31 protein-coding genes are annotated in these 20,730 nt (G+C 55.1%); 2 read left to right on the top strand and 29 right to left on the bottom strand.

Going from position 1 to position 20,730, the window contains the following annotated elements:
• Positions 1 to 31 precede the first annotated feature (31 nt).
• On the bottom strand, positions 32 to 274 hold the full coding sequence (locus tag ABIE64_RS10900; protein WP_114109698.1) for an ogr/Delta-like zinc finger family protein: 243 nt from the start codon (positions 272 to 274) through the stop codon (positions 32 to 34).
• Positions 275 to 277: 3 nt separating this feature from the next.
• Positions 278 to 793, bottom strand: a complete 516-nt coding sequence (locus tag ABIE64_RS10895; protein WP_354377449.1) for a helix-turn-helix domain-containing protein — start codon at positions 791 to 793, stop codon at positions 278 to 280.
• Between the two features lie 106 nt (positions 794 to 899).
• Here ABIE64_RS10895 and ABIE64_RS10890 point away from each other — a divergent pair, with 106 nt between their 5' ends.
• Together ABIE64_RS10890 and ABIE64_RS10885 are read left to right on the top strand one after the other, a co-directional pair.
• A complete protein-coding gene (locus ABIE64_RS10890; RefSeq protein ID WP_354377448.1) occupies positions 900 to 1,346 on the top strand; it encodes a helix-turn-helix domain-containing protein in 447 nt (148 codons plus the stop codon).
• Between the two features lie 424 nt (positions 1,347 to 1,770).
• Positions 1,771 to 2,265, top strand: coding sequence for a hypothetical protein (locus ABIE64_RS10885; protein ID WP_354377447.1), 495 nt, complete (start codon positions 1,771 to 1,773; stop codon positions 2,263 to 2,265).
• Here ABIE64_RS10885 and ABIE64_RS10880 read toward each other — a convergent pair.
• The 27 genes from ABIE64_RS10880 to ABIE64_RS10750 form a co-directional block, all read right to left on the bottom strand.
• Positions 2,262 to 3,236, bottom strand: a complete 975-nt coding sequence (locus ABIE64_RS10880; protein WP_354377446.1) for a contractile injection system protein, VgrG/Pvc8 family — start codon at positions 3,234 to 3,236, stop codon at positions 2,262 to 2,264. The genes ABIE64_RS10885 and ABIE64_RS10880 overlap by 4 nt on opposite strands.
• On the bottom strand, positions 3,233 to 3,652 hold the full coding sequence (locus ABIE64_RS10875; protein WP_297208404.1) for a phage tail protein: 420 nt from the start codon (positions 3,650 to 3,652) through the stop codon (positions 3,233 to 3,235). The genes ABIE64_RS10880 and ABIE64_RS10875 overlap by 4 nt, the downstream gene beginning before the upstream one ends.
• A gap of 1 nt (position 3,653) precedes the next feature.
• Positions 3,654 to 6,041, bottom strand: a complete 2,388-nt coding sequence (locus tag ABIE64_RS10870; protein WP_354377445.1) for a phage tail tape measure protein — start codon at positions 6,039 to 6,041, stop codon at positions 3,654 to 3,656.
• Between the two features lie 17 nt (positions 6,042 to 6,058).
• On the bottom strand, positions 6,059 to 6,196 hold the full coding sequence (locus ABIE64_RS10865) for a hypothetical protein (protein WP_354377444.1): 138 nt from the start codon (positions 6,194 to 6,196) through the stop codon (positions 6,059 to 6,061).
• Positions 6,197 to 6,234: 38 nt separating this feature from the next.
• A complete protein-coding gene (locus ABIE64_RS10860; protein ID WP_354377443.1) occupies positions 6,235 to 6,549 on the bottom strand; it encodes a phage tail assembly protein in 315 nt (104 codons plus the stop codon).
• A gap of 65 nt (positions 6,550 to 6,614) precedes the next feature.
• On the bottom strand, positions 6,615 to 7,130 hold the full coding sequence (locus tag ABIE64_RS10855; RefSeq protein ID WP_354377442.1) for a phage major tail tube protein: 516 nt from the start codon (positions 7,128 to 7,130) through the stop codon (positions 6,615 to 6,617).
• Positions 7,131 to 7,169: 39 nt separating this feature from the next.
• Positions 7,170 to 8,342 carry a phage tail sheath protein gene (locus ABIE64_RS10850; RefSeq protein ID WP_354377441.1) on the bottom strand — a complete coding sequence of 391 codons (1,173 nt, stop codon included), beginning with the start codon at positions 8,340 to 8,342 and terminating at the stop codon, positions 7,170 to 7,172.
• A gap of 5 nt (positions 8,343 to 8,347) precedes the next feature.
• A complete protein-coding gene (locus ABIE64_RS10845) occupies positions 8,348 to 9,025 on the bottom strand; it encodes a DUF4376 domain-containing protein (protein WP_354377440.1) in 678 nt (225 codons plus the stop codon).
• A gap of 14 nt (positions 9,026 to 9,039) precedes the next feature.
• Positions 9,040 to 11,325: a DUF7483 domain-containing protein gene (locus ABIE64_RS10840; protein ID WP_354377439.1), complete on the bottom strand. Its 2,286-nt coding sequence runs from the start codon at positions 11,323 to 11,325 to the stop codon at positions 9,040 to 9,042.
• 3 nt (positions 11,326 to 11,328) lie between these two features.
• Positions 11,329 to 12,258: a phage tail protein gene (locus tag ABIE64_RS10835; protein ID WP_354377438.1), complete on the bottom strand. Its 930-nt coding sequence runs from the start codon at positions 12,256 to 12,258 to the stop codon at positions 11,329 to 11,331.
• On the bottom strand, positions 12,255 to 12,890 hold the full coding sequence (locus ABIE64_RS10830) for a phage tail protein I (RefSeq protein WP_354377437.1): 636 nt from the start codon (positions 12,888 to 12,890) through the stop codon (positions 12,255 to 12,257). The genes ABIE64_RS10835 and ABIE64_RS10830 overlap by 4 nt, the downstream gene beginning before the upstream one ends.
• Positions 12,887 to 13,810 (bottom strand): baseplate assembly protein, encoded by a 924-nt coding sequence (locus ABIE64_RS10825; RefSeq protein WP_354377436.1) that lies wholly within the window; start codon positions 13,808 to 13,810, stop codon positions 12,887 to 12,889. Before ABIE64_RS10825 ends, ABIE64_RS10830 begins: the two co-directional genes overlap by 4 nt.
• Positions 13,807 to 14,154 (bottom strand): GPW/gp25 family protein, encoded by a 348-nt coding sequence (locus tag ABIE64_RS10820; protein WP_354377435.1) that lies wholly within the window; start codon positions 14,152 to 14,154, stop codon positions 13,807 to 13,809. Before ABIE64_RS10820 ends, ABIE64_RS10825 begins: the two co-directional genes overlap by 4 nt.
• Before the next feature lie 3 nt (positions 14,155 to 14,157).
• On the bottom strand, positions 14,158 to 14,451 hold the full coding sequence (locus ABIE64_RS10815; RefSeq protein WP_354377434.1) for a PAAR domain-containing protein: 294 nt from the start codon (positions 14,449 to 14,451) through the stop codon (positions 14,158 to 14,160).
• Positions 14,451 to 14,921 (bottom strand): phage baseplate assembly protein V, encoded by a 471-nt coding sequence (locus ABIE64_RS10810; RefSeq protein WP_354377433.1) that lies wholly within the window; start codon positions 14,919 to 14,921, stop codon positions 14,451 to 14,453. Before ABIE64_RS10810 ends, ABIE64_RS10815 begins: the two co-directional genes overlap by 1 nt.
• Before the next feature lie 76 nt (positions 14,922 to 14,997).
• On the bottom strand, positions 14,998 to 15,462 hold the full coding sequence (locus tag ABIE64_RS10805) for a phage virion morphogenesis protein (protein WP_354377432.1): 465 nt from the start codon (positions 15,460 to 15,462) through the stop codon (positions 14,998 to 15,000).
• The gene (locus tag ABIE64_RS10800) at positions 15,462 to 15,887 is read right to left on the bottom strand and encodes a phage tail protein (protein ID WP_354377431.1); all 426 of its coding nucleotides are present in this window, start codon (positions 15,885 to 15,887) and stop codon (positions 15,462 to 15,464) included. Before ABIE64_RS10800 ends, ABIE64_RS10805 begins: the two co-directional genes overlap by 1 nt.
• The gene (gene lysC / locus ABIE64_RS22660) at positions 15,871 to 16,110 is read right to left on the bottom strand and encodes an Rz1-like lysis system protein LysC (RefSeq protein ID WP_503012849.1); all 240 of its coding nucleotides are present in this window, start codon (positions 16,108 to 16,110) and stop codon (positions 15,871 to 15,873) included. The genes ABIE64_RS10800 and lysC overlap by 17 nt, the downstream gene beginning before the upstream one ends.
• A complete protein-coding gene (locus tag ABIE64_RS10790) occupies positions 16,061 to 16,426 on the bottom strand; it encodes a PilN family protein (RefSeq protein ID WP_354377429.1) in 366 nt (121 codons plus the stop codon). The genes lysC and ABIE64_RS10790 overlap by 50 nt, the downstream gene beginning before the upstream one ends.
• Positions 16,427 to 16,428: 2 nt before the next feature.
• The gene (locus tag ABIE64_RS10785) at positions 16,429 to 16,878 is read right to left on the bottom strand and encodes a transglycosylase SLT domain-containing protein (protein ID WP_354377428.1); all 450 of its coding nucleotides are present in this window, start codon (positions 16,876 to 16,878) and stop codon (positions 16,429 to 16,431) included.
• Positions 16,879 to 16,918: 40 nt separating this feature from the next.
• Positions 16,919 to 17,131 carry a hypothetical protein gene (locus ABIE64_RS10780; RefSeq protein WP_114109720.1) on the bottom strand — a complete coding sequence of 71 codons (213 nt, stop codon included), beginning with the start codon at positions 17,129 to 17,131 and terminating at the stop codon, positions 16,919 to 16,921.
• On the bottom strand, positions 17,131 to 17,325 hold the full coding sequence (locus ABIE64_RS10775) for an HP1 family phage holin (RefSeq protein WP_114109721.1): 195 nt from the start codon (positions 17,323 to 17,325) through the stop codon (positions 17,131 to 17,133). The genes ABIE64_RS10780 and ABIE64_RS10775 overlap by 1 nt, the downstream gene beginning before the upstream one ends.
• Before the next feature lie 2 nt (positions 17,326 to 17,327).
• Positions 17,328 to 17,528, bottom strand: a complete 201-nt coding sequence (locus tag ABIE64_RS10770; RefSeq protein ID WP_114109722.1) for a tail protein X — start codon at positions 17,526 to 17,528, stop codon at positions 17,328 to 17,330.
• Positions 17,528 to 17,986 carry a head completion/stabilization protein gene (locus ABIE64_RS10765; protein ID WP_354377427.1) on the bottom strand — a complete coding sequence of 153 codons (459 nt, stop codon included), beginning with the start codon at positions 17,984 to 17,986 and terminating at the stop codon, positions 17,528 to 17,530. The genes ABIE64_RS10770 and ABIE64_RS10765 overlap by 1 nt, the downstream gene beginning before the upstream one ends.
• Before the next feature lie 106 nt (positions 17,987 to 18,092).
• The gene (gpM, locus tag ABIE64_RS10760; RefSeq protein WP_354377426.1) at positions 18,093 to 18,752 is read right to left on the bottom strand and encodes a phage terminase small subunit; all 660 of its coding nucleotides are present in this window, start codon (positions 18,750 to 18,752) and stop codon (positions 18,093 to 18,095) included.
• Positions 18,752 to 19,759, bottom strand: a complete 1,008-nt coding sequence (locus tag ABIE64_RS10755; protein ID WP_354377425.1) for a phage major capsid protein, P2 family — start codon at positions 19,757 to 19,759, stop codon at positions 18,752 to 18,754. Before ABIE64_RS10755 ends, gpM begins: the two co-directional genes overlap by 1 nt.
• 43 nt (positions 19,760 to 19,802) lie before the next feature.
• Positions 19,803 to 20,588, bottom strand: a complete 786-nt coding sequence (locus tag ABIE64_RS10750; protein ID WP_354377424.1) for a GPO family capsid scaffolding protein — start codon at positions 20,586 to 20,588, stop codon at positions 19,803 to 19,805.
• Positions 20,589 to 20,730 lie beyond the last annotated feature (142 nt).

The raw sequence follows: 20,730 nt of genomic DNA, 5'->3' as shown, positions 1-20,730 counted from the left end.
GGAATGCATCGTGTCCCCCGATGTTGTGTGATTAGGCCGGGCTGGCGCTTGAAAGCATGGTTGAGCAGGCCAGTTTGATTTCCGGCTTGGGGATCAGGCTTTGCCGCAGTGTTTTGATGGCTGTCATTTCAGCGACGAAAACATGCAGGCAGTTGGGGTTTTTGCAGGCCAGTGTTACCTCCCGATAGAGTTCGGTGACCTGACGGGTTTTCGTGGTGTGGCATCGCGACCCGCAGTGCGGGCATTTCATTGCGTTGTGTCCGGAGGCAGACATGGGTCAATCCTTTCTGATTGTTGCCGGTGCGCCCCCCGGCGCAGATGAACCCGATTGTTTGAGACCCCAGACAAACAGGTTCAGCATCGAAACCAGATGTTCGAATTGCGGGATAAGATGGCTGCGCTCTATCCGGTCGATGTGACCGTCAAGCATCGCTTCGGACAGCGATGCCATACGCAGGGCCAGTTCATATTGCGCGTGATTGCCCGAAACCTGAGTGGAAGCGGAAAATTCCAGCGGGGTGGCATTGCCAAAACCCGCATGGCGCAGAAAATCATTCACGTAATGCGGGCCAAGAACGCGGGCCAGAAACCGCCAGTCGGAAATTGTCGGGCAGGTTACGCCGTTCTTCCAGGATTTGACGGTGCGGGGATGTTTGTTGATTGCCGGTGCCAGATCCTGCAGCAGAATTTTGCGGCTGTTGTCCTGACGCCGGGCATCGCCGACGTATCTGCGCAGGATGGCAGAATGCGTCTCCGCGAAATTTTCCTGTCCGATATCCATGTTGATGGCCACAGCATTTCACCCCCTAATAGTGTAGCAATGAGTTTCCACAATTATTCAAAACGAATAACAAAGGCAAGTGCGTTTTGTTGGTAGGTGATGGAGGCAAGGTAAGGTTATGAGAGAAAAAACAAAGGAAGTGTGCGATTTGCAGGGCGATCCCCAAATAGGCAAAAAATTGCGCGAGGCAAGAGAACGCCTTGGTTTGTCGGCTGATGCAGTAGCCAAAGCATCTGGCTTGTCCAGCGCACAAACCCTGTACGGTTATGAAAAGGATCGCCGTGAACCGGACTTCCATGCGCTGGTGCGGCTATGCAACACGCTTCAGGAAACACCCAACAGTTTGTTTGGTTTTGACGATTTCAAGCGCGATCTGATGGGCGATGTCATGGTTGCGGTTGATGAATTCATGGAAATTCACAAGCGCAAGGTCGATCCCGCTGTCAAGGCGCAGCTGTGCTTTGCGGTCTATGATGCCCTTGAGGCCGAGCCCGACAAACTCAGGGACGACAATGGCAAATTGAACCTGTCTGAATTGATGGGGTTAATGCGCCTAGCCCTTTGAGTAGGGGTGCCCTGTTTACGTATAGGGTGTTGTAAATAAACGATTTACAGCTTGACGCTTCAAAAGAATTTCAGTTTTTTAATTAAACGGGCAGCCGGTGGGCGGGACAACCCACCGACTTCGTGCAAGGGACGTTGCACTACCAGACATATGGCTTTTCCCGTAGCCGTCTAGCCCCGCTCCAGCCGGAGACCGGTGCCCTTAGATATGGTAGTAAAATGCGTCGTGCGAGAGTTTTCGAAACACCGCGTGGTCAAAAGTCTTGGGACCGCGCAATGTGTCTTATCAGTCAGTCCCGGCCCGTCAAGAAAAGTTATCGCGCCCATACGGCATTGTTGTGGGTGGTGATCCTTATTGTGTTTTTGGGGGTCTATTGATTGATCGGCAAATAGAAGATTATTCAAAATGAATAATGGAGCGTCAGGTGACTGTTTTAATTTTCGTCCTATTCCTAACATCGATCACTTTTCTGGTATTGGGCTTGATTAAGCCGAAGCTAGCATGGGCCAATTCACGCAAACGAGTTGCTGTCATTCTGGTGCCGGTGACATTGTTGCTATTCGTTGGCATCGGAATTTCTGCATCATCCGATAACGACGATGCCAGCACCGGCGAAACAGAGCGACCTTCCAAGGAATGGTATCAGGGCGGAACGCTTCATAAATCCACCGTATCAGTTTGGCAGGCATCGGACGATGCGAACCGTCTGGCGACTGCCGCCGATTGGACAACGGCCTTGCTGGGTGACAATCAGGCGCATCAACTCGGACTGGATGGTATCAAGGTTAAAGCTGCAGACATGGTTGTTTGTATAAACGAAAGCACTGCGGACAATGAGGCCTTGCAATCTCAAACGGTTAGCGGGTTTGCTGCAATTTGTGCATTGGCCATGGGATGGAAGACGTCTGCTGCCAACTAAATCTGTTCTTCAGCATCAAACGAGGCGGTAATCCCACTTTCGGTCAATGCGTGCGTTACCTCGCCGGTAACCCATGACGTGCCGCTGATTTCATCCCGCCATCCTGCAAGCCGCAATGGCTGGCCTGCGTGGATGGAGGGATTACCAACCGCCAGATCAAGGCTGATGGTTTTCTGACCGCGTTGCATCCGCGCCCATTCAGCCCTTGCCGCGTGAAAAGCCGCGACCGCCGTTGGATAGTCGCGTTTCAGGGTCTTCCATTGTTCCCCGGTTCCTGCCATGGAAAACTTGGTCGTGTTGGCTTTGTGGTCGCGCCATTTCGCCCGCACTCCGGTATAACTGCCTTCCCGATCTGCGATCTGAAAACGATGGCTGACGGTGTCGTCGCGGTTGATGGTGACAGATGGCATCGAAAGGCCACTGACCGTTTTGGTATGGCCGACCGGCATGAACAGCAATCGCCCTGCCTTGACCGTGGCAATGGCGTCATAGTCAGTGCCCAGACGGGTTAGAAAGTTCGGGTCGCTTTCGTTGGTCTGGTCGATATGATCGATCAGGATCCCGGCAAGCTGTTCCTCGATCGCAGGGATCAGGTTGTGGCGCTTGGCAATCGTGGTCAGGATCTGTCCAATGGTTTTGCCGGAATAGGATTCCTCGCGCTGGACCTTGAAGGCCCCCTGAAAATCGGCGCTGCAGCCGGTAATGGTAATGCGATCAGGCGGACCGGATTCCGATACTTGGTCCACGATGAACGAACCTTTGTCCTGAAGGCTGTTTTCCCAACCCATCATGATCTGCAGGCGTACCCCCCGCCTTGGCAGGTTTAGGGTACCATCCGGGTCCACGAGTTCGATCTCGCATTCATCGGCCTCAACACCGCGTTTATCGACAATGCGCAGCATGGTCAGATATCGCGCCATGCTGACCGTGACATCCGTATCATCGGCAAGGATCTGATAGGCCGGGATCATGACTTGCTATCCATAAGGTTGCCAAGCTGGCCGTTGTCATCATTTCCGTAACGCTTTAGCGAAATGGTGAATTCAATCTTTCGCGCATCCCCATTGGAAATGAAGTGTGACCGGTTGTCTTCGATCCGTTGGATGAACCATTTCCCAAGCACATCACCATTGCCGGCCGTCAGGATCCACGCCTTGCCCGATGCCGCCATTTCACGCAGCTTGTCCAGATGCACCGGGCCGCCCGTTAGTTCCGGCATCAGCTTGCCATTGATGGTCAGATCGTCTTCGCCTTCACCAAGAAACTGATGGGCGGGTGCCTTGCCGAAACGGTTGTTCGATGCCCAGCGGTATTCGGTCGAACGTTTAAGTTCCTCATAGGGCATCGTGCGCAGCTGAAAGACAAACAGTCCAAGGGATAGCAGCATGTTAATTCGTCCTGTCTGCAAGGGCGGAACGGGCGCGGGACTTTTTGCGCCGTTCGATTTCTTCAATCTGGCAAGCAACCTCTTTTGCGACGGCCTGCGGATCCGCCCCGGCTTCGGCTTTGATGATGATCTGATAGGTATCCTGCGACGCCACGACAGGGGCGCTATTCGGTTGCGCGGCCATCGCAGGGCCTGCTGCAACGGCGGCTGCAATGGGGGCTACGGCAGCCATGCGCACGGGTCTTGATGCGGCATTACGGATGGCGGCACCGGTATCACCGGCAGACGGTCCATCATTCTTGACCACCAGTTCCGATTTTTTGCCATCGCCAAACAGGCCGCCTATGGCATCCGACAGCCATTTGACGGGCGACGCCAATGCCTGCAGCTTGCTGGTGATCCAGTCCCACGCAACACTGAACGCGCTGACAATCCCGTCCCAGAGATCAACAAAGAACGCCTTGATCGGATCCCAGTATTGATAAAGCAGATAGGCAGCTGCCGCGATGGCCATGATGATAGCGCCAATCGGGTTGGCCGCCAGTGCCATGCCAATGGCCCGAATGCCGCCAGAGACAATCGGGAACGCGATTTTCCCAACCGTTCCGACCAGCCCGATCCCCTTGCCGACCAGTCCCATGCCACTGCCAAGTATGCCTGCCTTGATCCCCAAGGCGGTAAAGGCGAATTTCGCCATGGCAAACGGGCCAAGCAATCCGGCAACCGTGGTGGCCAGCAATCCACCTGTAAAGACCAGACCAGCCGTTACCGCAGCAACCTTGACCAACCCACCGGCAAGTTTGGGGTTTTCGCGGATCCAGCCCGTAACAGATCGGACAACTTCGGTCGCCGATTGGATCAGGCTGCGCAGCGGGGCATCATTGGTCTGGGTCAGGGAAATATTCATGCCCTCGACCGCAGACCAGAACCCTTTGATATCCCCGGCTGCGTTATCTCCCATCTGGCGGGCGACACGGGTGGTTTCACCCATGGAATTGTTCAGAACATCGATGAACTTTGTAATCTCGCCAGATCCGCCCTGATCAATCAGGGTGGCAAAGGCCGCCCCGGCTTCCTGTCCGGCAATCGCCGTCAGGTGCGCCAGTCGCTGCGCGGATCCAAGTCCCTCGGTTGATTTGGCAAGATCGCCCAGAATATCCACCATGTTCCGGGCATTGCCACTGGCGTCCATTGTTGCAACGCCAAGTTCGGCCAAGGCGTCCTTTGCCTCTTTAGGTGGGCTTGCAAGGCGTGAAAATAGCGCCCGCATCGCCGTACCCGCCTGACTGCCCTGAATGCCGACATTCCCAAGCAAACCGGACATGGCGGCCACATCCTCAACCGATGCCCCGAATTCCTTGGCAATCGGTGCGGTGTATTTCATCGTTTCGCCCAGCATCGACAGATTGACATTCGACCGGGTGAAGGTGGCAGTCAGGATATCGCCCAGCCGGTTCATGTCACCGGCCTGCATTCCGAAACCGGACAGGACATTGGATGCAATGTCCGCTGTTGTCGCCAGATCGGTGGCGCCTGCCTTTGCCAGATCCAACATGCCAGGCATGGTTTGCAAGATCTCGGATGCCTCAAACCCTGCCATTGCAAGGAATTGCATGCCACCAGCGGCTTCAGATGCCGAGAAACTGGTACTTGCCCCCAGATCCTGCGCCTGTTGACGGAGTGTGGCAAAAGCCTCGGATGCCTTGTCGATGCGGGAAATCGCACCTACGGCGGACATTTGTTCGTCGAAGCTGATCCCGGCTGACGCCATGCGTCCGCCAAGCATCAAGGCACCGCCACCCGCCGCCATACCCGCCGCACCACCAAGTGCCATATTGGCCTGCAGCTGCATGGTGTTTTGCATTTTGGAACGCGCATTGGCCAGCGCGTTGGTTTTCTGGCGGGCACGATCAAGGGCCTTTGCCTGCTTGTCGGCGGCCATGCGTGCGGAATCGAGATCGGATTTCAGTTTGCGTTGCGCATCGCCAAGCCTGCGGGTGTCAATGCCCGCGGCTGACAGCTTGTTACGCAGGCCGGTTGTGCTTTGGGCAATCTGCTGTTCGGCATTCTTCAGCCGGTCAACTTCCTTGCGGGCAGCATTGAATTCGGATCGCAGCTTGCGCGTGACCTTGTCTGTTGAAGACATTTGCTGGCCAAGCTGCTGTGCCTTTTCCTGTGCTGCCGCAAGGGCCGTTGAATTCTGACGTGCGGCAACCTTCAGGTCACGAAACGACTGAATGTTTCCTGATACCCGTTCAAGATCCCGGACCTTTCCTGCTGTCTCGCCAAGCTGGCCTTTAAGCTGGCCGCTTGACTGCATCATCCGTCGAAAAGGCGCACTGACCTTGTCGGCGGCCTGCATGAGAATATTAAGCTTCAGATCGGTCATGGGAGTCCTGTCAGGTATCAGGATTTCGTGGCAGCACGTTGGGCATCGGCCTCGATCTGAAGGAATTGGACCGCCAATTCATAGGTTTCGGTCAGTTCTTCCAGCGACATGGCGTTGAAGACCTTCGGCGGAAAGGATCCCGGAAAGGCCTTCATGATGATGCCCCACGCCATCATCAGATCGTCGGGGATGGTTACGTCGAGAAAAAATTTATGCTGATATCCTGCATGATCATCACGGCATCGATTGGATCAAGCTGCTGAACATGGGCTTCTGTAATCGCCGGGCTGGTGATACGGGGCAGCAGGGTGAACAGGACATTGGTGTCCATCTCAGAAAGCTGGATCAGTTTGACACCGCGCAGTTCACCGCTCATCGGGCGGCGGATATTAAGTTTATCCAGTGTGTTGTCCGAACCATATGGCAGCGGCTTGGCCAGAACGCGATCAAAGCTGTCTTTTTTGCTGGCTTCGGTTACGGCGGCAACGTCATTGGTTTTCTTGGTCATGGTGGTCCCTTTCAAGATAAAGCAGTTTGTGCCCCCCGGCGCTGCCTCTTGATCGGGTTGTCAGATCAGGTTGCCATTCCCAACGCTTGGCGCAGGGCAGCAGACAGATCCACGCCATTGACCTTTTCAAGTCCGGTGATCATGTCGATCTCGACCAGGACGTTTCCGTTCAGCGTGTATTTGAAGTAGGTCAGCGGCATTTCGACCTTCATTTTGGCAAGGTCGCCCGCCTTCAATGTGCCGGGGTCGATCTTTTTCCAGCGACCGCGTACGGAAATCTCGATCGCATCGACGTTGCTGTCCGCACTGTCGGCTTTTCCCGCCGCCATCAGACGGACACCGACACCGGACGCATCACGAATGCCAAACTGCTGAAGGACGTTTTTGTCAAATTGGGCCAACGTCATTTCAAGCTTCATGGCCTCGACACCAAGGTCGAGTTCGATCTCGCCCAGCATACCAGCCGCACGATAGGATTCCGTCACGCGTTCCAGCACCGGGGTTACGACTTCCTCGGCAATGCCGACATAGCCGACACCATCAATGAAGGCATTCCAGTTCTTGATAATCATGGGCAGCATTATGCCAGCTCCTTAATTGTTGCTGCGGTTATGGTTCGATCAGGCTGCGGCAACCATTGCCGCAAAATCGACCAGATAGTCGTCGGTGATTTTCTGTTCGAACATCAGGTTTTCCAGCGGCGGCACCGGTGTGTAGTCATAGCTGATCATCAGCTTGCCGGATTTCAGGTTTTCCTTACTGTTCTTGGCCGCGTCGAACCATGCCTCACCGCCGATCAGATAGCCATTGGCCACCAGATCGCGCATCTTGGCATTCACCCCATCAATGATGTCGCGTGCCAGGGTCGGATGCATCGGTTTGTCAATCGCCCAGAAATGGGCTTCGGCCATCGTATCGGCCAGAACCTGTGCTGTGCGGGTATAGTTCTCGAAAGCAAACAGCGGATCCGCGCTACACGTCCGCGACCCCCAGAAACGATAACCCTTGTTGTTGATCAGCGTGGTGACATCGGCAGCGTTCAAAACACCGGCATCGGTCGCCGGGTTCTGCAGATCCCAATACACGTCCTTGCTAATGCCCGACACGCCATTGACGGGCACGTTGGAAAGCGTCTTGTGCCAACCGATATCCTCGTCAATCTGGGCACGCAGACCAAGGGCGCGGGCAACAGCAGAAGCGGTTCGTTCCGTGCTGTTGACGGTGTCCCAATTGACGAAGTCGGGATAGAGCAGCATCAATTCACGCGCACCAAATCCGTCACGGTATGCCGTGGCGTCGGTGATATCCTCGCAATCCCAACAGGACGCATATGCAAACGACCGTGTTAGCTGCGCGATCGAAACCAGTTCTGCCGTCACGTTCGCATTATCAAGTCCCGGCACACCCAGAATGCGCGGCTGGACACCAAGCAACGGCTTTGCCGCTGTCAGGGCCTGCATGCCGGTTTTCTTGCCGTTTACGACACCACCGATCAGGTTGGTCGTTGTTTCCGCCTCGTCCGCGCCTTCAGGCACACGGACAATAACGGTCAGGGGATTCCCATGATCCTTGATGGCATCAAGCGCATAGGGCAGGGTCCCATCCGTACCAGCCGCGCTGATCCCGTCATTGATATCGGTTACCAGTACAGGCCGGTTTGCCGGGAAGAATTCGGCATCCGCCGTTTCCCCGGTACAGACCAGACCGATAACGGCAGTCTCGATCGTGCGGATCGGGCGGGTGCCTTCCGACACCTCGATGACACGCACACCATGATGATAATCGGTTGCCATTCAGGTTACTCCGTTGTGGCTTCAGGAAACGCCGGGAAACCGGCAGTGCAGTCAAAATCGATATGCGCCTGAAGATCATCAGGCAGTGCATCAATCGCGTATTCACGTTCGGTCTGCGCGTCTGTGCAGTCACACAGCATCGCGCTAACAGCAAGGTCCAGATCAATGATCTGCTGTTGCGTCAAAAGCGGGCTTGAATTATCCGCCATGCGCACGATCTGGCCGTTTTCAAGCTGGTTCGCCTTGGCCCGTTCCGTGATGCGATCCAGAAGCGCAAGGCTTCTTTCGTCGGTCTGCACGACATAGGCCGTGCCACCAACGTCAAACGTGATACCGCCAGACATTCGCCGGAATTTGTAATCCTTGACCTTGCTTTCCAGCTTGGCCTTGGCGGCATTCAGGCTGATCGGCTGGGTCGAATATTGCAGTGTGGCGGTCATCGTTTCCGGGGCTTCTGGATCACCATCAATCACGACGGTCGGATTGCCGATCACCGTCTGCCATTCCCGATCTGGGATGACGCCCTGATCGATCACCAGCACGAAGTTCGCCCGCAATTCCTCGACCGTCCATTGCGTGGCGTCGCCGAACTGCTTGCCGGTTACCGCCTTTATCCCTTTGGGGCTTTTGACCGCTTCGGTCAGGTTCCAATTCTGGTCACAAATCGCAAAAAGCGCTGTCATGGTCTGTCTCCTTTTTATCGCGCACGCGCGAATTTGCCGGGGGTTTGCGCCCACGCACAGATGATGTGATCGTTTCCAAGGCCGCTGTAATCGCTACCGATTGCGCGGAACTTCAGGCCGTTGCTGTTCATGTCGAAACCGTCACCCGCAGTCACTGTTTCGGCTTCCGAAGTAGACATAACGTGGGCGGCGCGAACCGGATTTCCTTCGTCGCGGTCAGCGTCGATCACAAGCAATCCCTTTTCCGCCGCCCCCATCAGACGGAACATGCAAAGTCGCGGGCTGAAATCAAAGGGCACAAAAGCGCCGTCAACGGAGTTTTTCCCAACGTATTTTTCAAAGGCCGAAAGGCCCGGAACAGAACGCCAGACCAACAATACGCCATCGCCGGTGGGTGTGTTTGAACCCAGCGTCAAAGTGTTGGCGGTTGACTGGAAACAACCGGTTTCGCTGATCGCGGCGGGATCAGACCCCGCGTTATTGTTCAGCCGGATATAGGCATTGCTGCCTAGAGCCTTGTGGAAAAGGCGGCGATTGCCACCGGCACATGGGAAGTAAAGGGCAAAGTCAATGATCCCACCAGCCTTGTGCGGAACGGTGGTCGGTGTGCCATTGACATGACTGATTGGCACGATATCGAAACCGGCCTTTGGGCTGCGGCGAAAGATGTAATCAATCCGCGTGCCCTGATATGCGGCATTTGCACCGATATCATAGCCGTCGTCGGTGAAGGTGAGGCCATCAGGTTCGACCAGCTCCGCATTGGCCGTATTCGTCTCCCACACTGTGCCGGTAACACTGTCATTGACCCGCCACCCAGTTGCGATGTCCAGCCGATGAGAGATAACAACAGCGCCATTCGTGATTGGGTTAAACGGCAAGTCATTCACGCCGTCGCCAGCGGTGCGAATGCGTGCTGTAACGTAGTCATCCGGGTTCAGGATTTCCGGGCAAGACATCGCGGCGGCTGAATGAGTACCAAAGCCTTTTGGAATTGGTGCATCGAACGCCCTTTGTCCAAAATTCAACCGTAGCTGAACAGCGCCACCGTTGGTGTAGGTATAAAGCTTCAAAATGACGTCTGAGGGAATGCCGGTGGCACTGGCGCCGGTTCCGGCCTCCGGGTCACCTTCAAACCAACCACCATTCACACCAAACCAAACTTCGCCGGTAGAGTATTTGTAGGCTATCCGAATAACATCGCAAGCCGCCGGAACGCCCGAAAGCAAGGTCGCCGAACCGTCAATCTGCTTCGCCCAGCCGTCTATGTTCCCATAAAGACCACGATAACCATAGACAGGGCCGTCACTATTGTCCAAGGCCACCAGAATACCGTAGCTGGTTGCAACCAGTTGGCTGACTTCGCATTCAAAATAGATGTCATGTCGTGGCAACTGCGTGACGCCGACAATCGCATCTTGTGCGACTGCCGTCGGCGTGAGCGTAAGATTGCCATCAGTCAAGCCTGCGTAAGTCGTTTTGGAAAGCGGGTTGAGGGTCGCGAAATTATTGGTCGGTGTGTCTGTAACCTGATTATCGGCCGTCAGACCAAAAGCGGACAAATGATTACCATTCCCCGACACGTCTTTTCCAATGTCCAGCAGGTCTGCGTAATCAAGATGGAAGCCGTTCACACCGTAAACAGCAGCGCCTTCACCCTTGCCACTGAACGCTTTATGCATCCAGTCGCCATAAGCATTGAAATAACCAAACTCGGTTGCAGCCGGTGCAAAACCGTCAAACCAAGCGGTTTCGGAGGCGATCTCATTGCGGTACAGGTTTGCGGAACCGAAGCCACTGTTCACGCCGACAAAGAATGGAATTCCGGCGACGTTGGCCCAAAGATCGACTGAAGCAACAGCAGTCAGAATATCGACAGGCTGACGAATACCATCAATTGTGATCTGAATTCGTTCCGATGCAATCGGGTTGTCCAAGTCCAATACGATATGCCGGTGGGAATGACTGGCGACATCCCGATATTTTGACTTTGTTTTAACCGTTCCCTGCACTGTCAACCCGGTGCCAAGAGACACCTGCAATTCACCTGTAGAAAGACTTACGGCGTTCAGGAAGTTGGAATTCTGACTGGCGGCGCTGGTATAGCCAAAAATCATCCCGCCTTGGCCAATATCGGTTTTCTTTACCCACTCAGAGAAACAGACCAGACGCCGATTGCCGGTCACAGTAGGCGTGCGATGGAAATATTGTGCACCTGCATAAAGACACGCGAAATCAATCGGATCGCCGGGATCACCGCAGCCTATGGCCGGAGGCGGATTGTCAAAGAGAATGGACATGGATCAGACCCCCGCGCGCTGGGTGATATGCACGTCGATCACCGCACCGGAAAATTCCATATGGATCAGGTTGACGGTTTCGGGATCGGTATCGATCTGGCCGTGATTGACGCGGAATTCCGACCCCCATGCGATGCCATGATTACCAACAACATCCATCGTCAGTTCCAGCCGCGCCGATCCACCGGCAGGCTTCATGCGCGGGCCTTGGGGGTCGGCGGGGTTGGTCATGGTCGGCGGGGTGATTGTTACCGGCCCGGTCACGGTTGCTGCCCAGCGGTTTCCGGCGTCTGCATCAAGGACAAGGTTGCCAGCTTCGAATGTCGCAGGGACGGGCGTGGTCCAGAAGCCTACCGTTAGGGTGTCGGTCCGGTTGCGGCGCAGGAAGTCCGGGTGGGCTTGGCTATCGCCGTTGTGTACTTCCAGCATGTCGCCATGTGCATTCGGATCTGCATCATGATCTGCGATGCTGTTGTCCACATACTGGCGGGTAGAAAGAACAATGGCCGGGTCGATCTTAAGTGTCACCAGTTCGGTATTGCTGTGTTCAAGGATCATCCGCAGATACAGATCCTTGCCAACGCCGGATTCCAGAACGGGCTTGAAGGTTTCGGGATATCGGGCAACCGCAATCATGTCGCCGTCTTGGTCAAACAATCCGGCCTCGCGCACATACCATCCGCCCTGATTGGCGGGGATGACGGCTTCGGTCACCAGCCATGACGGGTTTTCAGGATCAATATTGATGGCATTGAGCTGTGCCCGGTAAGTCTCCCCCCGCAATGAAGTTTGGGTATCAATCGGGTTATAGTCGCCTTCCTCGCCGCCATCGCCCACGGCAAAATGGGTCAGAATAACGGACTGTCCAAGCGCCAGCGCGTTGGTCATCTTGGCGACGCCGATTTTGGTGAAGATCGTATAATAATCGCTCATGCCGGGTTTCCTTGGGGATAAACCGTTGCGATCTCGGCACCATAGATGCCGGCCGCCAGAAACGGTCTGGCGGTCTGCACGGCGCGGTCAGTGATCGCATAGGGGTAAATCGTGGTGATCTCGCCCGTGGTCAGCGCAGCGGCGAGAACGGGTGTCCTTGATATCTGCTGCAGGTAAATGCGCAGATCGTTCATGTGACTTCGAACGTTTTTCGTGGCTTCAATCGTGGACAGGATCTGGCTGCGTTCTTTTTCAGACAATCCGCGTGAAATCGTGCCGACTTCGACCCGGAATGTATAAGGGGTCTGTCGGGGGTTTTCTTCGTGCCATTGCACGATCCTGATCAGATCAAGATCCATTGCCTCCAGGGCGCGACGAATGGCACCGCGTGTGCCTTTGCGCTGGTGAACGGCAAAGCTCTGGTCAATAACGCGCCGCTTGATATCCTCGGCCCAATCCGGATCCCATGTATCGACAGAATAAGCCCAAGCCAGCCATGGCAGAAACTTGACCGGACACCGCCACGGATCCCAAAGAGTGTCGATCTGGACATCAAGGCTGTCGATGTGTTCCTCGGTTTTCTCGATCGCACGTTCGATTGGTGTCGCGTTCGGGGGCAAAATGGATGTCATTCCGCCACCTCGACTGAAATACCGGTACTGTTGGGAAACTGGCTATTGGTTGGCACGATATCGGAGAACACTGTTTCGCCATCCGACCGATAGGCAGTGGCTTTGCGCACACCGTCAACACGCGCAGCCTTGTGAACACCATCAATCGTCACTGGCTCGCCCAGACGCCGCTGCTGTGCGAGGAAGGCATTCAAACCGGTTTCCGATGCCGTGCGGATTACATCCTTGTCAGGGCCGCCATAGACTTCCAGAACGACTTTAAGATCATAATTGATAGCCGACGCAGCCTGTACCGTGATCATATCCGTCAAAGGACATACATCGTCATGCGATAAGGCATTGCGGACGGCATCAAGCACCTCTTCGGACGGGATGCCACTTTCGGTGGCGGCCATAACCGTAACAACCACATGGCCGGGTTCTGGGCTTACCACGTCAACGTCAAGCACCAGTGGGTGCGCGGAACGGGCATGGAATTTGTAAGCGCCAATCGGCCCGGCAACGCTCAGGGCCTCGAATGCCAGTAAGATGCGAGTGAGAAACGCAGGGTCGCTTTCCATGACCGGTTCGACCGGGGGCACGGCGGTTGCGTCGCCCGGTTCGATGGTCTGGCGGACAACATGATAACGAGCCCCGATATTTTCCAGATCCTTGCCCTTTGCGTGGGCAAGCATAACTGCGCGCGCGGCATCATTAACGCGCTGGCGCAGAACCACCTCGCGATAGGCGGATTGCTCTAGCAACTTGACGATAGGATCGGATTCCAGATCGGGGTTCCAATCGGGCAGGATTCCGGCTGCCTCAAATGCGGCTTGAGCCTCTGCCTTTCGTTCGGCAAGGATCGTCTCGAAATCCAGTGTTTCAATGATGTCGGGTACAGGAACCGCACCAAGATCAATGGCGTCAAAGCGGCTGGTCATGATTTACCCCCGACCTTAACGGCATAAGCCACAGCTTCGCCGTCATCCTTGATGTGCCCGGAAATCGAAACCTGTGCCTGTCCGTTCGCGGATACAGAAACCGATGCGTTTTTTAGGCTCAGTCGCGGTTCCCATCGCTCGATCGCATCAGCAGTCGCCGCAATCATCTGAAGCGCACCGGTCGCGTTGCCTGGACTGTCAACCAGATCGAAGACATGTGAACCGTATTGGCGGCGCTTGATGCGCGTGCCGACCGGAGTATTCAGGATGTCTTCGACCGATTGGCCGATATGTTCGCGCTTGGTCAGTTTTGCGCCATTCCTGCGGGACATGCCGTGGTTCATGGATCAATCCCCCACCGTGAAACTGTCATCGCCCTGTGCCACGGATGATCCACAAGCGACAGGATCGCCAACCCGGCCAAGCTGCTTGCCCCCGACCGTAAAGCGCGGTGCGCCGGATGACAGAACGGATGAATGCGTTTCGGGAATGGCCGGGCAGGTATGGGCCGCCCATGCATGACCTTCACAATGAACCGGAATGCCGCCAACAGTGAATTTTGGTTCACCTTCACTCGATGGACGGGGCGGCCAGCACCCGTGACCGGTGCATGAATGTCCTTTAAGGGTGACAGCTGGCATCAAAGTCCCCCTTCCTGCGCGTGGATGTGATTGGCGTTAAGCCACAAATCACCATCACACTGGATGCCGATGGCACCAGCCGCCGACACTACCAAATCACCGCTACTGTGAAGTTTCAGTCGTTTGCTGCCGGTGTTGTAGGTGACGGTGGTGCCATCGTTCCATTGCACCGTATCAACCGCGCCGTCGGTTGATACGGTGGGCAGGCTGTCAGAATAGAAAACCTGAAGGATCACACCATTGGCCGGATCACCGGAGGGTGATCCCACCATGACCTGAGTGCCAATGCGCAGATGATTGGTTCCGCGAAAGTTTTGCGCAACCATGCCTGGCACCGGAAGCCACCGGCTGGGTGGTCGGTTGTTGATGGATACCTTGACACGTGCATTGGCATGATCGACGGCAACAATTGTGCCGATGGCAATCATGTTCTGGATCATGCGAAGGATTTCGGCGATGTGTTCTGACATGCGCCGATGATGATCACACGTGGTTTATGTGGTCATGGGGCTGCTGGTTGCATGAAAGGCAAACAACCACATTTGTCTAGTTGCCGTTGGCAATGGCGTCGATCAGCTTGCGCCGGATCATCCGAAGATCCTCCGACGAAACGCCAAGTAATGGACGTTCGGGATATTTGATCCGTGGACCGCCCTTTTCAACATAGTCAGACGCGCCGTAATGATGCACCGATGCGATCGAGGCCGTCTTTCCCCGGAAGCCAACCGACGCTGAAGACGGGGTGACATTGATCAACATCCTGCGTGCCTTGCGGAATCCCAGCATCATTTTTTTTGCGCCGCGAATGTTACCTTCCCGGTCAGGTTTTCGCGGTTGCCATTTATTGCCATCGGGATCCGTTTGCCGGGTGATGCGCTGCTGATTGCGTCGGCGCACTTCCCGCGCCACATCTCGCAATAATTTTTTGCGGCCGGCAGGAGACAATGCCCGGATGGCGTGATCGATCCATGCGTCGAATTCCGCGAACCCTTTGATCTCTGTTCGGGCCATTATGACAACCCGGGGAAAATCGTGCTCATGTCGATATCACGCATGTCCGCGTCCGGCTGATGTGCAAGGTTCGTGCCCCCGTCCACTGGTTCGACGGCAACGGTTTCCCGCAATTCGATCTTGATCGACACGTCTGCAGCCTTGGTGCTGATGATATCAACATGGAATTGCAGGGGTTCGCTGGTGTGATCCGGGCAATTTTCGGTGACCCATCGCGTCATGATGAACAACAGGTCCTGCGGCTCACCGGCAAAATCCGTCAGGATCAGATGCGCGACATAGTTGATCTGGAAATTCTGATTATGATGATCATCGCCGGGATAGGAGACGACCGTGCCTTTTTCCGCAAATGTCAGCAGATCCTTGGCTTTAACACCAAGTCCCGAAGCCAGTATGAATTTGCGGGCATCAGTCAGCTTTTTCATGGTCGATATCCTGCAATTCGCGGATGCGCTGGTTCTTGCCATAACAGTCATCATGCGCATCGATCAGATCGACAATCAGGCGGCCAACCTTCTGATCGGTTACGGGCGGTTCGGGCATCGGTGGCCGCTCTTTGCAACGGGTCAAAGCGGCGGGCACGACTGTCCTGACTGTTTCAATCTTTGTGATCGGCTGACTGGACGCGCAGGCCGTCAATAACGGCATGTACAGCAGGGCCGACACAACCATCATGCGGTGCATCGTCAATCCTCGATCGAAGGTTGGCTAACTGGTTTTGAATATCTTTGCGACGATCCTGCTCGGCCCGAATTGTCGCTTCTGTGTTTTTCTGAATGCGTTTGAATTCAGCAATTTCAAGGGCATTTTCCGCGTTGGTCTTCTGAAGGTTTGCAACCTTGGACTGCGCGGTTTCAAGTCGTGCATTAACGGTTTGCAGGCGCATCGCTGTAAAGCCAAGGGCAGCAATCAGGGCGATACCAACCAAGGCACCGACGACTTTCAGAGTACCAAGACCCGGCATGATCAATCCCCCAACAACATCAGTTTCCAGAACCGCCAGATATGGTCGACATAGCTGATTGTTTCGCGACTATGGCGACCCGTTACATCGGGCAGGCAGGTGACAATGCGGGGATACAGATTGGCACCTCCACACAGCGTTTGCGCGGTCAGCAGGTTGCCTAGACCAGCATTATAGCTGGCAAGGGCAAGGCTATGCCGGTCGTATTCCGGGCGGGGTGCAGACCATTGCGACCGAAGCTTTGCCATGTAGTAAGCCGCGGCCTCGATCGACAATTCAGGGGCAAATGCCGATGCGTTTGCGGGCATATTCAGTTGCCCGGAAATCTGCATCCATGTTCCCGGCATAAACTGGCAAAGCCCCATCGCACCAACTGGCGAGACAGCCCTGTCGTTAAACCGGGATTCCTGCCAGCATTGTGCCTTCAACAGACGCCAATCAAGACCGGGCATGTATCGCCCGGACGCACTACGAAAATCGCGGTCGTACTGATCAGGAAAGGATGAGGCCAAACATGATGCAGACACCCAGATACACCCGGCCATGAAAATCAGAAATAGCCTGATCATTTGCTTTCTCCAGCCATTGGCCAAGGTCGAAACCAAGCGCCCGGTTAACCATCCAAAGCGAAACGCGCATGCACAGGAATGCGATAACCGCCAGAAACAGCTTCATTCCAAATGATGCGACGATGACATTTTCCATCAGATTTTCCCTTGTGGATTGAGGTTCGCCGCCTTCTGGGCCAGCCGATAATGCTTGTGTTTGTAAATCCAGTTCAGGAAAAACGTCCCAAGCGCGATAACGATCGAGAAAATCGCAACCAGCTCGTTTGCGGTAAGTCCTGCCAGAAACCCGGCCCCGGTGGCGGCATAGTTGGTCAGCGTTGTTCTATCCATCTTCAGTCCCACAGGTTTACGCCCCGCGACGGGGTGACTTTACGTTCTGGCAATTTCACCTGCAGACCGTGCGGCAGATGCGTTCCGTATTTGGCCAAGCCGGGATTGGCTTCCAAGATGGCCTCGACCATGTCTGTGTCCCCGTAATGCCGGTATGCCAGCAGATCGACTGTGTCTTTTTGCTGGGCGCGGACAACTTCCATCAGATCAGTTCCACATTGGTGCGTGGGCGATCCATCAGGCGCGATAAAGCTTCATTGGAAATCTGCAGCCAGCGGTCGGCGGTTTGTTCAAGCGCATCTGCGCGATCATGCCCCGACTTGCTGCTGTCGTAATCCCGTGTGGTATCGACCAGCACAGACCGAACGCGGGCACACACGGCGGTCAGATACAGGTGGGTCTTTTCGCTTGTTTCGCCGTAAGAAGCCGCTGGCACCGATGCCAGATCCTCAACCGTCTGTGTCGCCCGCCACGCGCCAAGGGATCTATTGATCTCAATCATCGCGTCCCGTGTGGCCGCGACAACGCGGGCATTTGAGAAAACATCACTAAGGCCGGTGCGGTCGCGAACTTCATCAAGTTCAATGTCAGGATAGAACCCGTCATTGTTGATCAGGGCACTTTGCGCATCCGGGTTGTTTGACGGGATAAAGCTGCTCATGTCGTCTTGCCCCAAAAAGAAAGGAGGCGGGCGACGGCGAAAGTCGGGACCATCGGATAAATCCTAGATCCGTTCTCCGCGCCGCCGCCGCGCCGGGGGGACCAGGTTAGTCGGCAGCCGGTGCGTTACCGGCATCCGCAATCTGTTTTTCAAGTTTACCGATCTGGGTCTTGACCCCGGAATTGGGGTTGAACTCCTGTGCGATCTTCAGGTGCGAAAGTGCGGCAGCCGGGTCGGTATCGGCAAGCAGCTTGCCCGCTGCCTTATGGGCCTTTGCGCGGACCTCATCGGGCATGTCGTGATCTTTGGTCAACTCGATCGCTTCCAGAACAAAGGGCAGCTGATCCACAGACGGATCGTTGTCCGCAATCACATCAAGGATCGTTGTTGGAATGTCGCTTTTGAAGTTTTCCGGCATGGACATACCATGATCGAGCGCATAGGCCGCGACTTCCAGCGCACCGACATAATCACCGGCATCCAGACGCCACAACATCACAGTGACCAGAATATCATCCTGGGCATTGGAACCGGATGCCATGACGCCTTCGACATAGGCGGCATATTCCGGCAGCAGCGTGGCCTTGACGCTGGCTTTTTCAAGTTTGCTTTTGATCGCCTTCAGGATGGTCTTGTGACCGGCCATCATGGCTTTCATTTTCGCAGCAATGCCAACATCTGCGGGAATGGCAGCCGCATCTTTTGATGCGGCTGCCTGCTTGGTCGCAAGGGTCTTTTCAAAATGCGTACGTGCAGGGGATTTCATTATGCCCAGCCCCCTTCACCATCCGGCAGAAGGATGCCGTCAAGGAACGCGCAAGCGCCGAAATCTTCGACAACATAGGCCTCGTTGACCGAGTTGAAGTCTTCGATGCGGTCACGCTTCGGGTTGTCCATGATTTGGCGGCGTCGGCTTCCTTCCTGCCAGTAAATCGACAGGTTCGACCGTTTCGTAATAAGAACGCCACGGGTCGGGAAGAACGGAACGCCAAGCCCCGGAAGATTGCCAAGCGTCCTGTTGGCCATCAGGGTGCGCAATGCATTCTTTTCGGTCGGAGCGTCATTGTCATTGATCAGGCCAAGATACTTGTCCGACAGAAGTGTGCGACCAGTGATTGCGACCAAAGCGCTGTCATCGCGATGCCACGGATCAATCAGCTCATTGACCGCGTCAAACACAGCGGCATCCATGTTTTTGTAATCGCCACCTGCGCCAACCTTGATCCCGCTCAGAACGCGTTCTGACGCATCGTTGCGAATATGTTGCAGCCATCCGATGTTCACGTCCTGCAGAAGCGGATTGTTTTCGATATCGGTTTCAGTTGCAGCTGAAGTACCGTTGAAACCGATCATCAGACGGTCACGGGCAATTTGCTGGATCACCTTGTTGCGAAGGCGGGTCTGGAAGTCCTTGAACTTGGCCCAGATATCAAGCTGCCGGTAGGTGATGTAGGTGTCGAAATCGGTCTTTTTGGCCGTGTAGGTCTGGCCGGTCATGTCACCGACAGGACGCGGCGCACGGTCTTTGGTTGTGGTGTCGGTACGGCTGGCAATCGGATTGTCGATGCCGAGACCGACTTTCTCAGCACTCAATTCCTCAACAGGAAGGATGTTGATGTCACCAAGGAAATCCGCACTCTCCTGAATGCGTTCTTCCATTGTCTGTTCAATGGTCGGATCAACATTGAACTTGACGGTGGCATCATCAATGCCGTTCAGCTGCGCGATATGCGCGGCATAGGCATTAAACTGGGTACGGGTGGTGTTTTTCATCAGATTTCCGATCTATTGGCAGAAGAAAGAGGCCGACTGCAGATCAGCAGTCGGTCATGTTTTCGGACGCGGATCCGGTGCTTTTCTGGCGGGCCGGGTTGGCGGGTTCTTTCGACAGCTTTGCCGTCAGATCGGCAACGGTTTGGGTAAGCTTGGTCATTTCCGCCTGAAGCTCGGTGACCGTATTGGTACCGGCTTTGCCTTCAAGATCACGGGACAGCGTGGTGACCTGTTCGGCAATGGCGAGGGTTGACTGTTCAACCTGGCTGAATTTGGCGTCGTCGGACTTTTCCTTGCCAGACAGGATCTGTTTGACTTTGGCGAACAGGTCAGAGCCCTTTGGCTTCGGTTCGTCTTCGGCTTCGAAAACATCCGCTTCAACGCATTCCGACTTCAGGTTGTCGGGCAGGGCACCTTTGTTCTGGGTGGCGAACTTGATGATTTCGGTGCCAAGTGATGCCGGGTTGTCGGTGATCGCAAGGCCTTGGCAATAGGCCTCACCCGTTCCGGCAAAGTTCGGGTTCAACTCGATTGACCAGTAAACTTTCTGGCGGGCTTTGTTTAGTTTGATCAGATCATCAGTCGGGTCAATCTGGGCAAGCAGTACACGGTTGCCGTTGCCGTCGTCTTCAGCCTTAAGCGCCAGAACATCCCCATATGCCGGGAACTCACCCTGCGGGCGCAGGCTCATAAGGTGTTCGCAGTTGATCCGGGCACCGTATATGGCCGGGTCATAATTGGCGGCCATCTGGTTGATTTGTTCGGGGGTGATTTCACGGCCATCAATGGTTTTGCCGGAAGTCGCTACGCGGAAGAATTTGGTTTTCATCGCTTCAGCTTCTGTTGGGTCAGGGGATCGGCGCTATTTCCGCCAATGCTGCTGACAAGCGGGTGAAAACATCAAATGCCCGGTGGTTGTTCGGGCATCAAACAACCATCCCGCAAATGCTGTTATGCAAGGCGTCTGTAAC

This window comes from Thalassospira sp. MBR-102 (genome assembly GCF_040549275.1).
Taxonomy (GTDB): domain Bacteria; phylum Pseudomonadota; class Alphaproteobacteria; order Rhodospirillales; family Thalassospiraceae; genus Thalassospira; species Thalassospira xiamenensis.
Note: the sequence above shows the minus strand (reverse complement) of the source record. Positions and strands in the feature narration are given on the sequence as shown.

What these genes read in the sequence shown, in the direction of transcription:
- ABIE64_RS10850 (WP_354377441.1), bottom strand. Translation starts at nt 8,342, where the DNA reads ATGGCAACCGATTATCATCATGGTGTGCGTGTCATCGAGGTGTCGGAA.
- ABIE64_RS10855 (WP_354377442.1), bottom strand. Translation starts at nt 7,130, where the DNA reads ATGCTGCCCATGATTATCAAGAACTGGAATGCCTTCATTGATGGTGTC.
- ABIE64_RS10870 (WP_354377445.1), bottom strand. Translation starts at nt 6,041, where the DNA reads ATGACCGATCTGAAGCTTAATATTCTCATGCAGGCCGCCGACAAGGTC.
- ABIE64_RS10810 (WP_354377433.1), bottom strand. Translation starts at nt 14,921, where the DNA reads ATGTCAGAACACATCGCCGAAATCCTTCGCATGATCCAGAACATGATT.
- ABIE64_RS10750 (WP_354377424.1), bottom strand. Translation starts at nt 20,588, where the DNA reads ATGAAAACCAAATTCTTCCGCGTAGCGACTTCCGGCAAAACCATTGAT.
- ABIE64_RS10790 (WP_354377429.1), bottom strand. Translation starts at nt 16,426, where the DNA reads ATGCCGGGTCTTGGTACTCTGAAAGTCGTCGGTGCCTTGGTTGGTATC.
- ABIE64_RS10800 (WP_354377431.1), bottom strand. Translation starts at nt 15,887, where the DNA reads ATGAAAAAGCTGACTGATGCCCGCAAATTCATACTGGCTTCGGGACTT.
- ABIE64_RS10880 (WP_354377446.1), bottom strand. Translation starts at nt 3,236, where the DNA reads ATGATCCCGGCCTATCAGATCCTTGCCGATGATACGGATGTCACGGTC.
- ABIE64_RS10875 (WP_297208404.1), bottom strand. Translation starts at nt 3,652, where the DNA reads ATGCTGCTATCCCTTGGACTGTTTGTCTTTCAGCTGCGCACGATGCCC.
- ABIE64_RS10765 (WP_354377427.1), bottom strand. Translation starts at nt 17,986, where the DNA reads ATGAGCAGCTTTATCCCGTCAAACAACCCGGATGCGCAAAGTGCCCTG.
- ABIE64_RS10845 (WP_354377440.1), bottom strand. Translation starts at nt 9,025, where the DNA reads ATGACAGCGCTTTTTGCGATTTGTGACCAGAATTGGAACCTGACCGAA.
- ABIE64_RS10805 (WP_354377432.1), bottom strand. Translation starts at nt 15,462, where the DNA reads ATGGCCCGAACAGAGATCAAAGGGTTCGCGGAATTCGACGCATGGATC.
- ABIE64_RS10780 (WP_114109720.1), bottom strand. Translation starts at nt 17,131, where the DNA reads ATGGAAAATGTCATCGTCGCATCATTTGGAATGAAGCTGTTTCTGGCG.
- lysC (WP_503012849.1), bottom strand. Translation starts at nt 16,110, where the DNA reads ATGCCGTTATTGACGGCCTGCGCGTCCAGTCAGCCGATCACAAAGATT.
- gpM (WP_354377426.1), bottom strand. Translation starts at nt 18,752, where the DNA reads ATGAAATCCCCTGCACGTACGCATTTTGAAAAGACCCTTGCGACCAAG.
- ABIE64_RS10770 (WP_114109722.1), bottom strand. Translation starts at nt 17,528, where the DNA reads ATGGAAGTTGTCCGCGCCCAGCAAAAAGACACAGTCGATCTGCTGGCA.
- ABIE64_RS10820 (WP_354377435.1), bottom strand. Translation starts at nt 14,154, where the DNA reads ATGAACCACGGCATGTCCCGCAGGAATGGCGCAAAACTGACCAAGCGC.
- ABIE64_RS10865 (WP_354377444.1), bottom strand. Translation starts at nt 6,196, where the DNA reads ATGAAGGCCTTTCCGGGATCCTTTCCGCCGAAGGTCTTCAACGCCATG.
- ABIE64_RS10840 (WP_354377439.1), bottom strand. Translation starts at nt 11,325, where the DNA reads ATGTCCATTCTCTTTGACAATCCGCCTCCGGCCATAGGCTGCGGTGAT.
- ABIE64_RS10825 (WP_354377436.1), bottom strand. Translation starts at nt 13,810, where the DNA reads ATGACCAGCCGCTTTGACGCCATTGATCTTGGTGCGGTTCCTGTACCC.
- ABIE64_RS10860 (WP_354377443.1), bottom strand. Translation starts at nt 6,549, where the DNA reads ATGACCAAGAAAACCAATGACGTTGCCGCCGTAACCGAAGCCAGCAAA.
- ABIE64_RS10775 (WP_114109721.1), bottom strand. Translation starts at nt 17,325, where the DNA reads ATGGATAGAACAACGCTGACCAACTATGCCGCCACCGGGGCCGGGTTT.
- ABIE64_RS10830 (WP_354377437.1), bottom strand. Translation starts at nt 12,890, where the DNA reads ATGACATCCATTTTGCCCCCGAACGCGACACCAATCGAACGTGCGATC.
- ABIE64_RS10755 (WP_354377425.1), bottom strand. Translation starts at nt 19,759, where the DNA reads ATGAAAAACACCACCCGTACCCAGTTTAATGCCTATGCCGCGCATATC.
- ABIE64_RS10785 (WP_354377428.1), bottom strand. Translation starts at nt 16,878, where the DNA reads ATGCCCGGTCTTGATTGGCGTCTGTTGAAGGCACAATGCTGGCAGGAA.
- ABIE64_RS10890 (WP_354377448.1), top strand. Translation starts at nt 900, where the DNA reads ATGAGAGAAAAAACAAAGGAAGTGTGCGATTTGCAGGGCGATCCCCAA.
- ABIE64_RS10835 (WP_354377438.1), bottom strand. Translation starts at nt 12,258, where the DNA reads ATGAGCGATTATTATACGATCTTCACCAAAATCGGCGTCGCCAAGATG.
- ABIE64_RS10815 (WP_354377434.1), bottom strand. Translation starts at nt 14,451, where the DNA reads ATGCCAGCTGTCACCCTTAAAGGACATTCATGCACCGGTCACGGGTGC.
- ABIE64_RS10900 (WP_114109698.1), bottom strand. Translation starts at nt 274, where the DNA reads ATGTCTGCCTCCGGACACAACGCAATGAAATGCCCGCACTGCGGGTCG.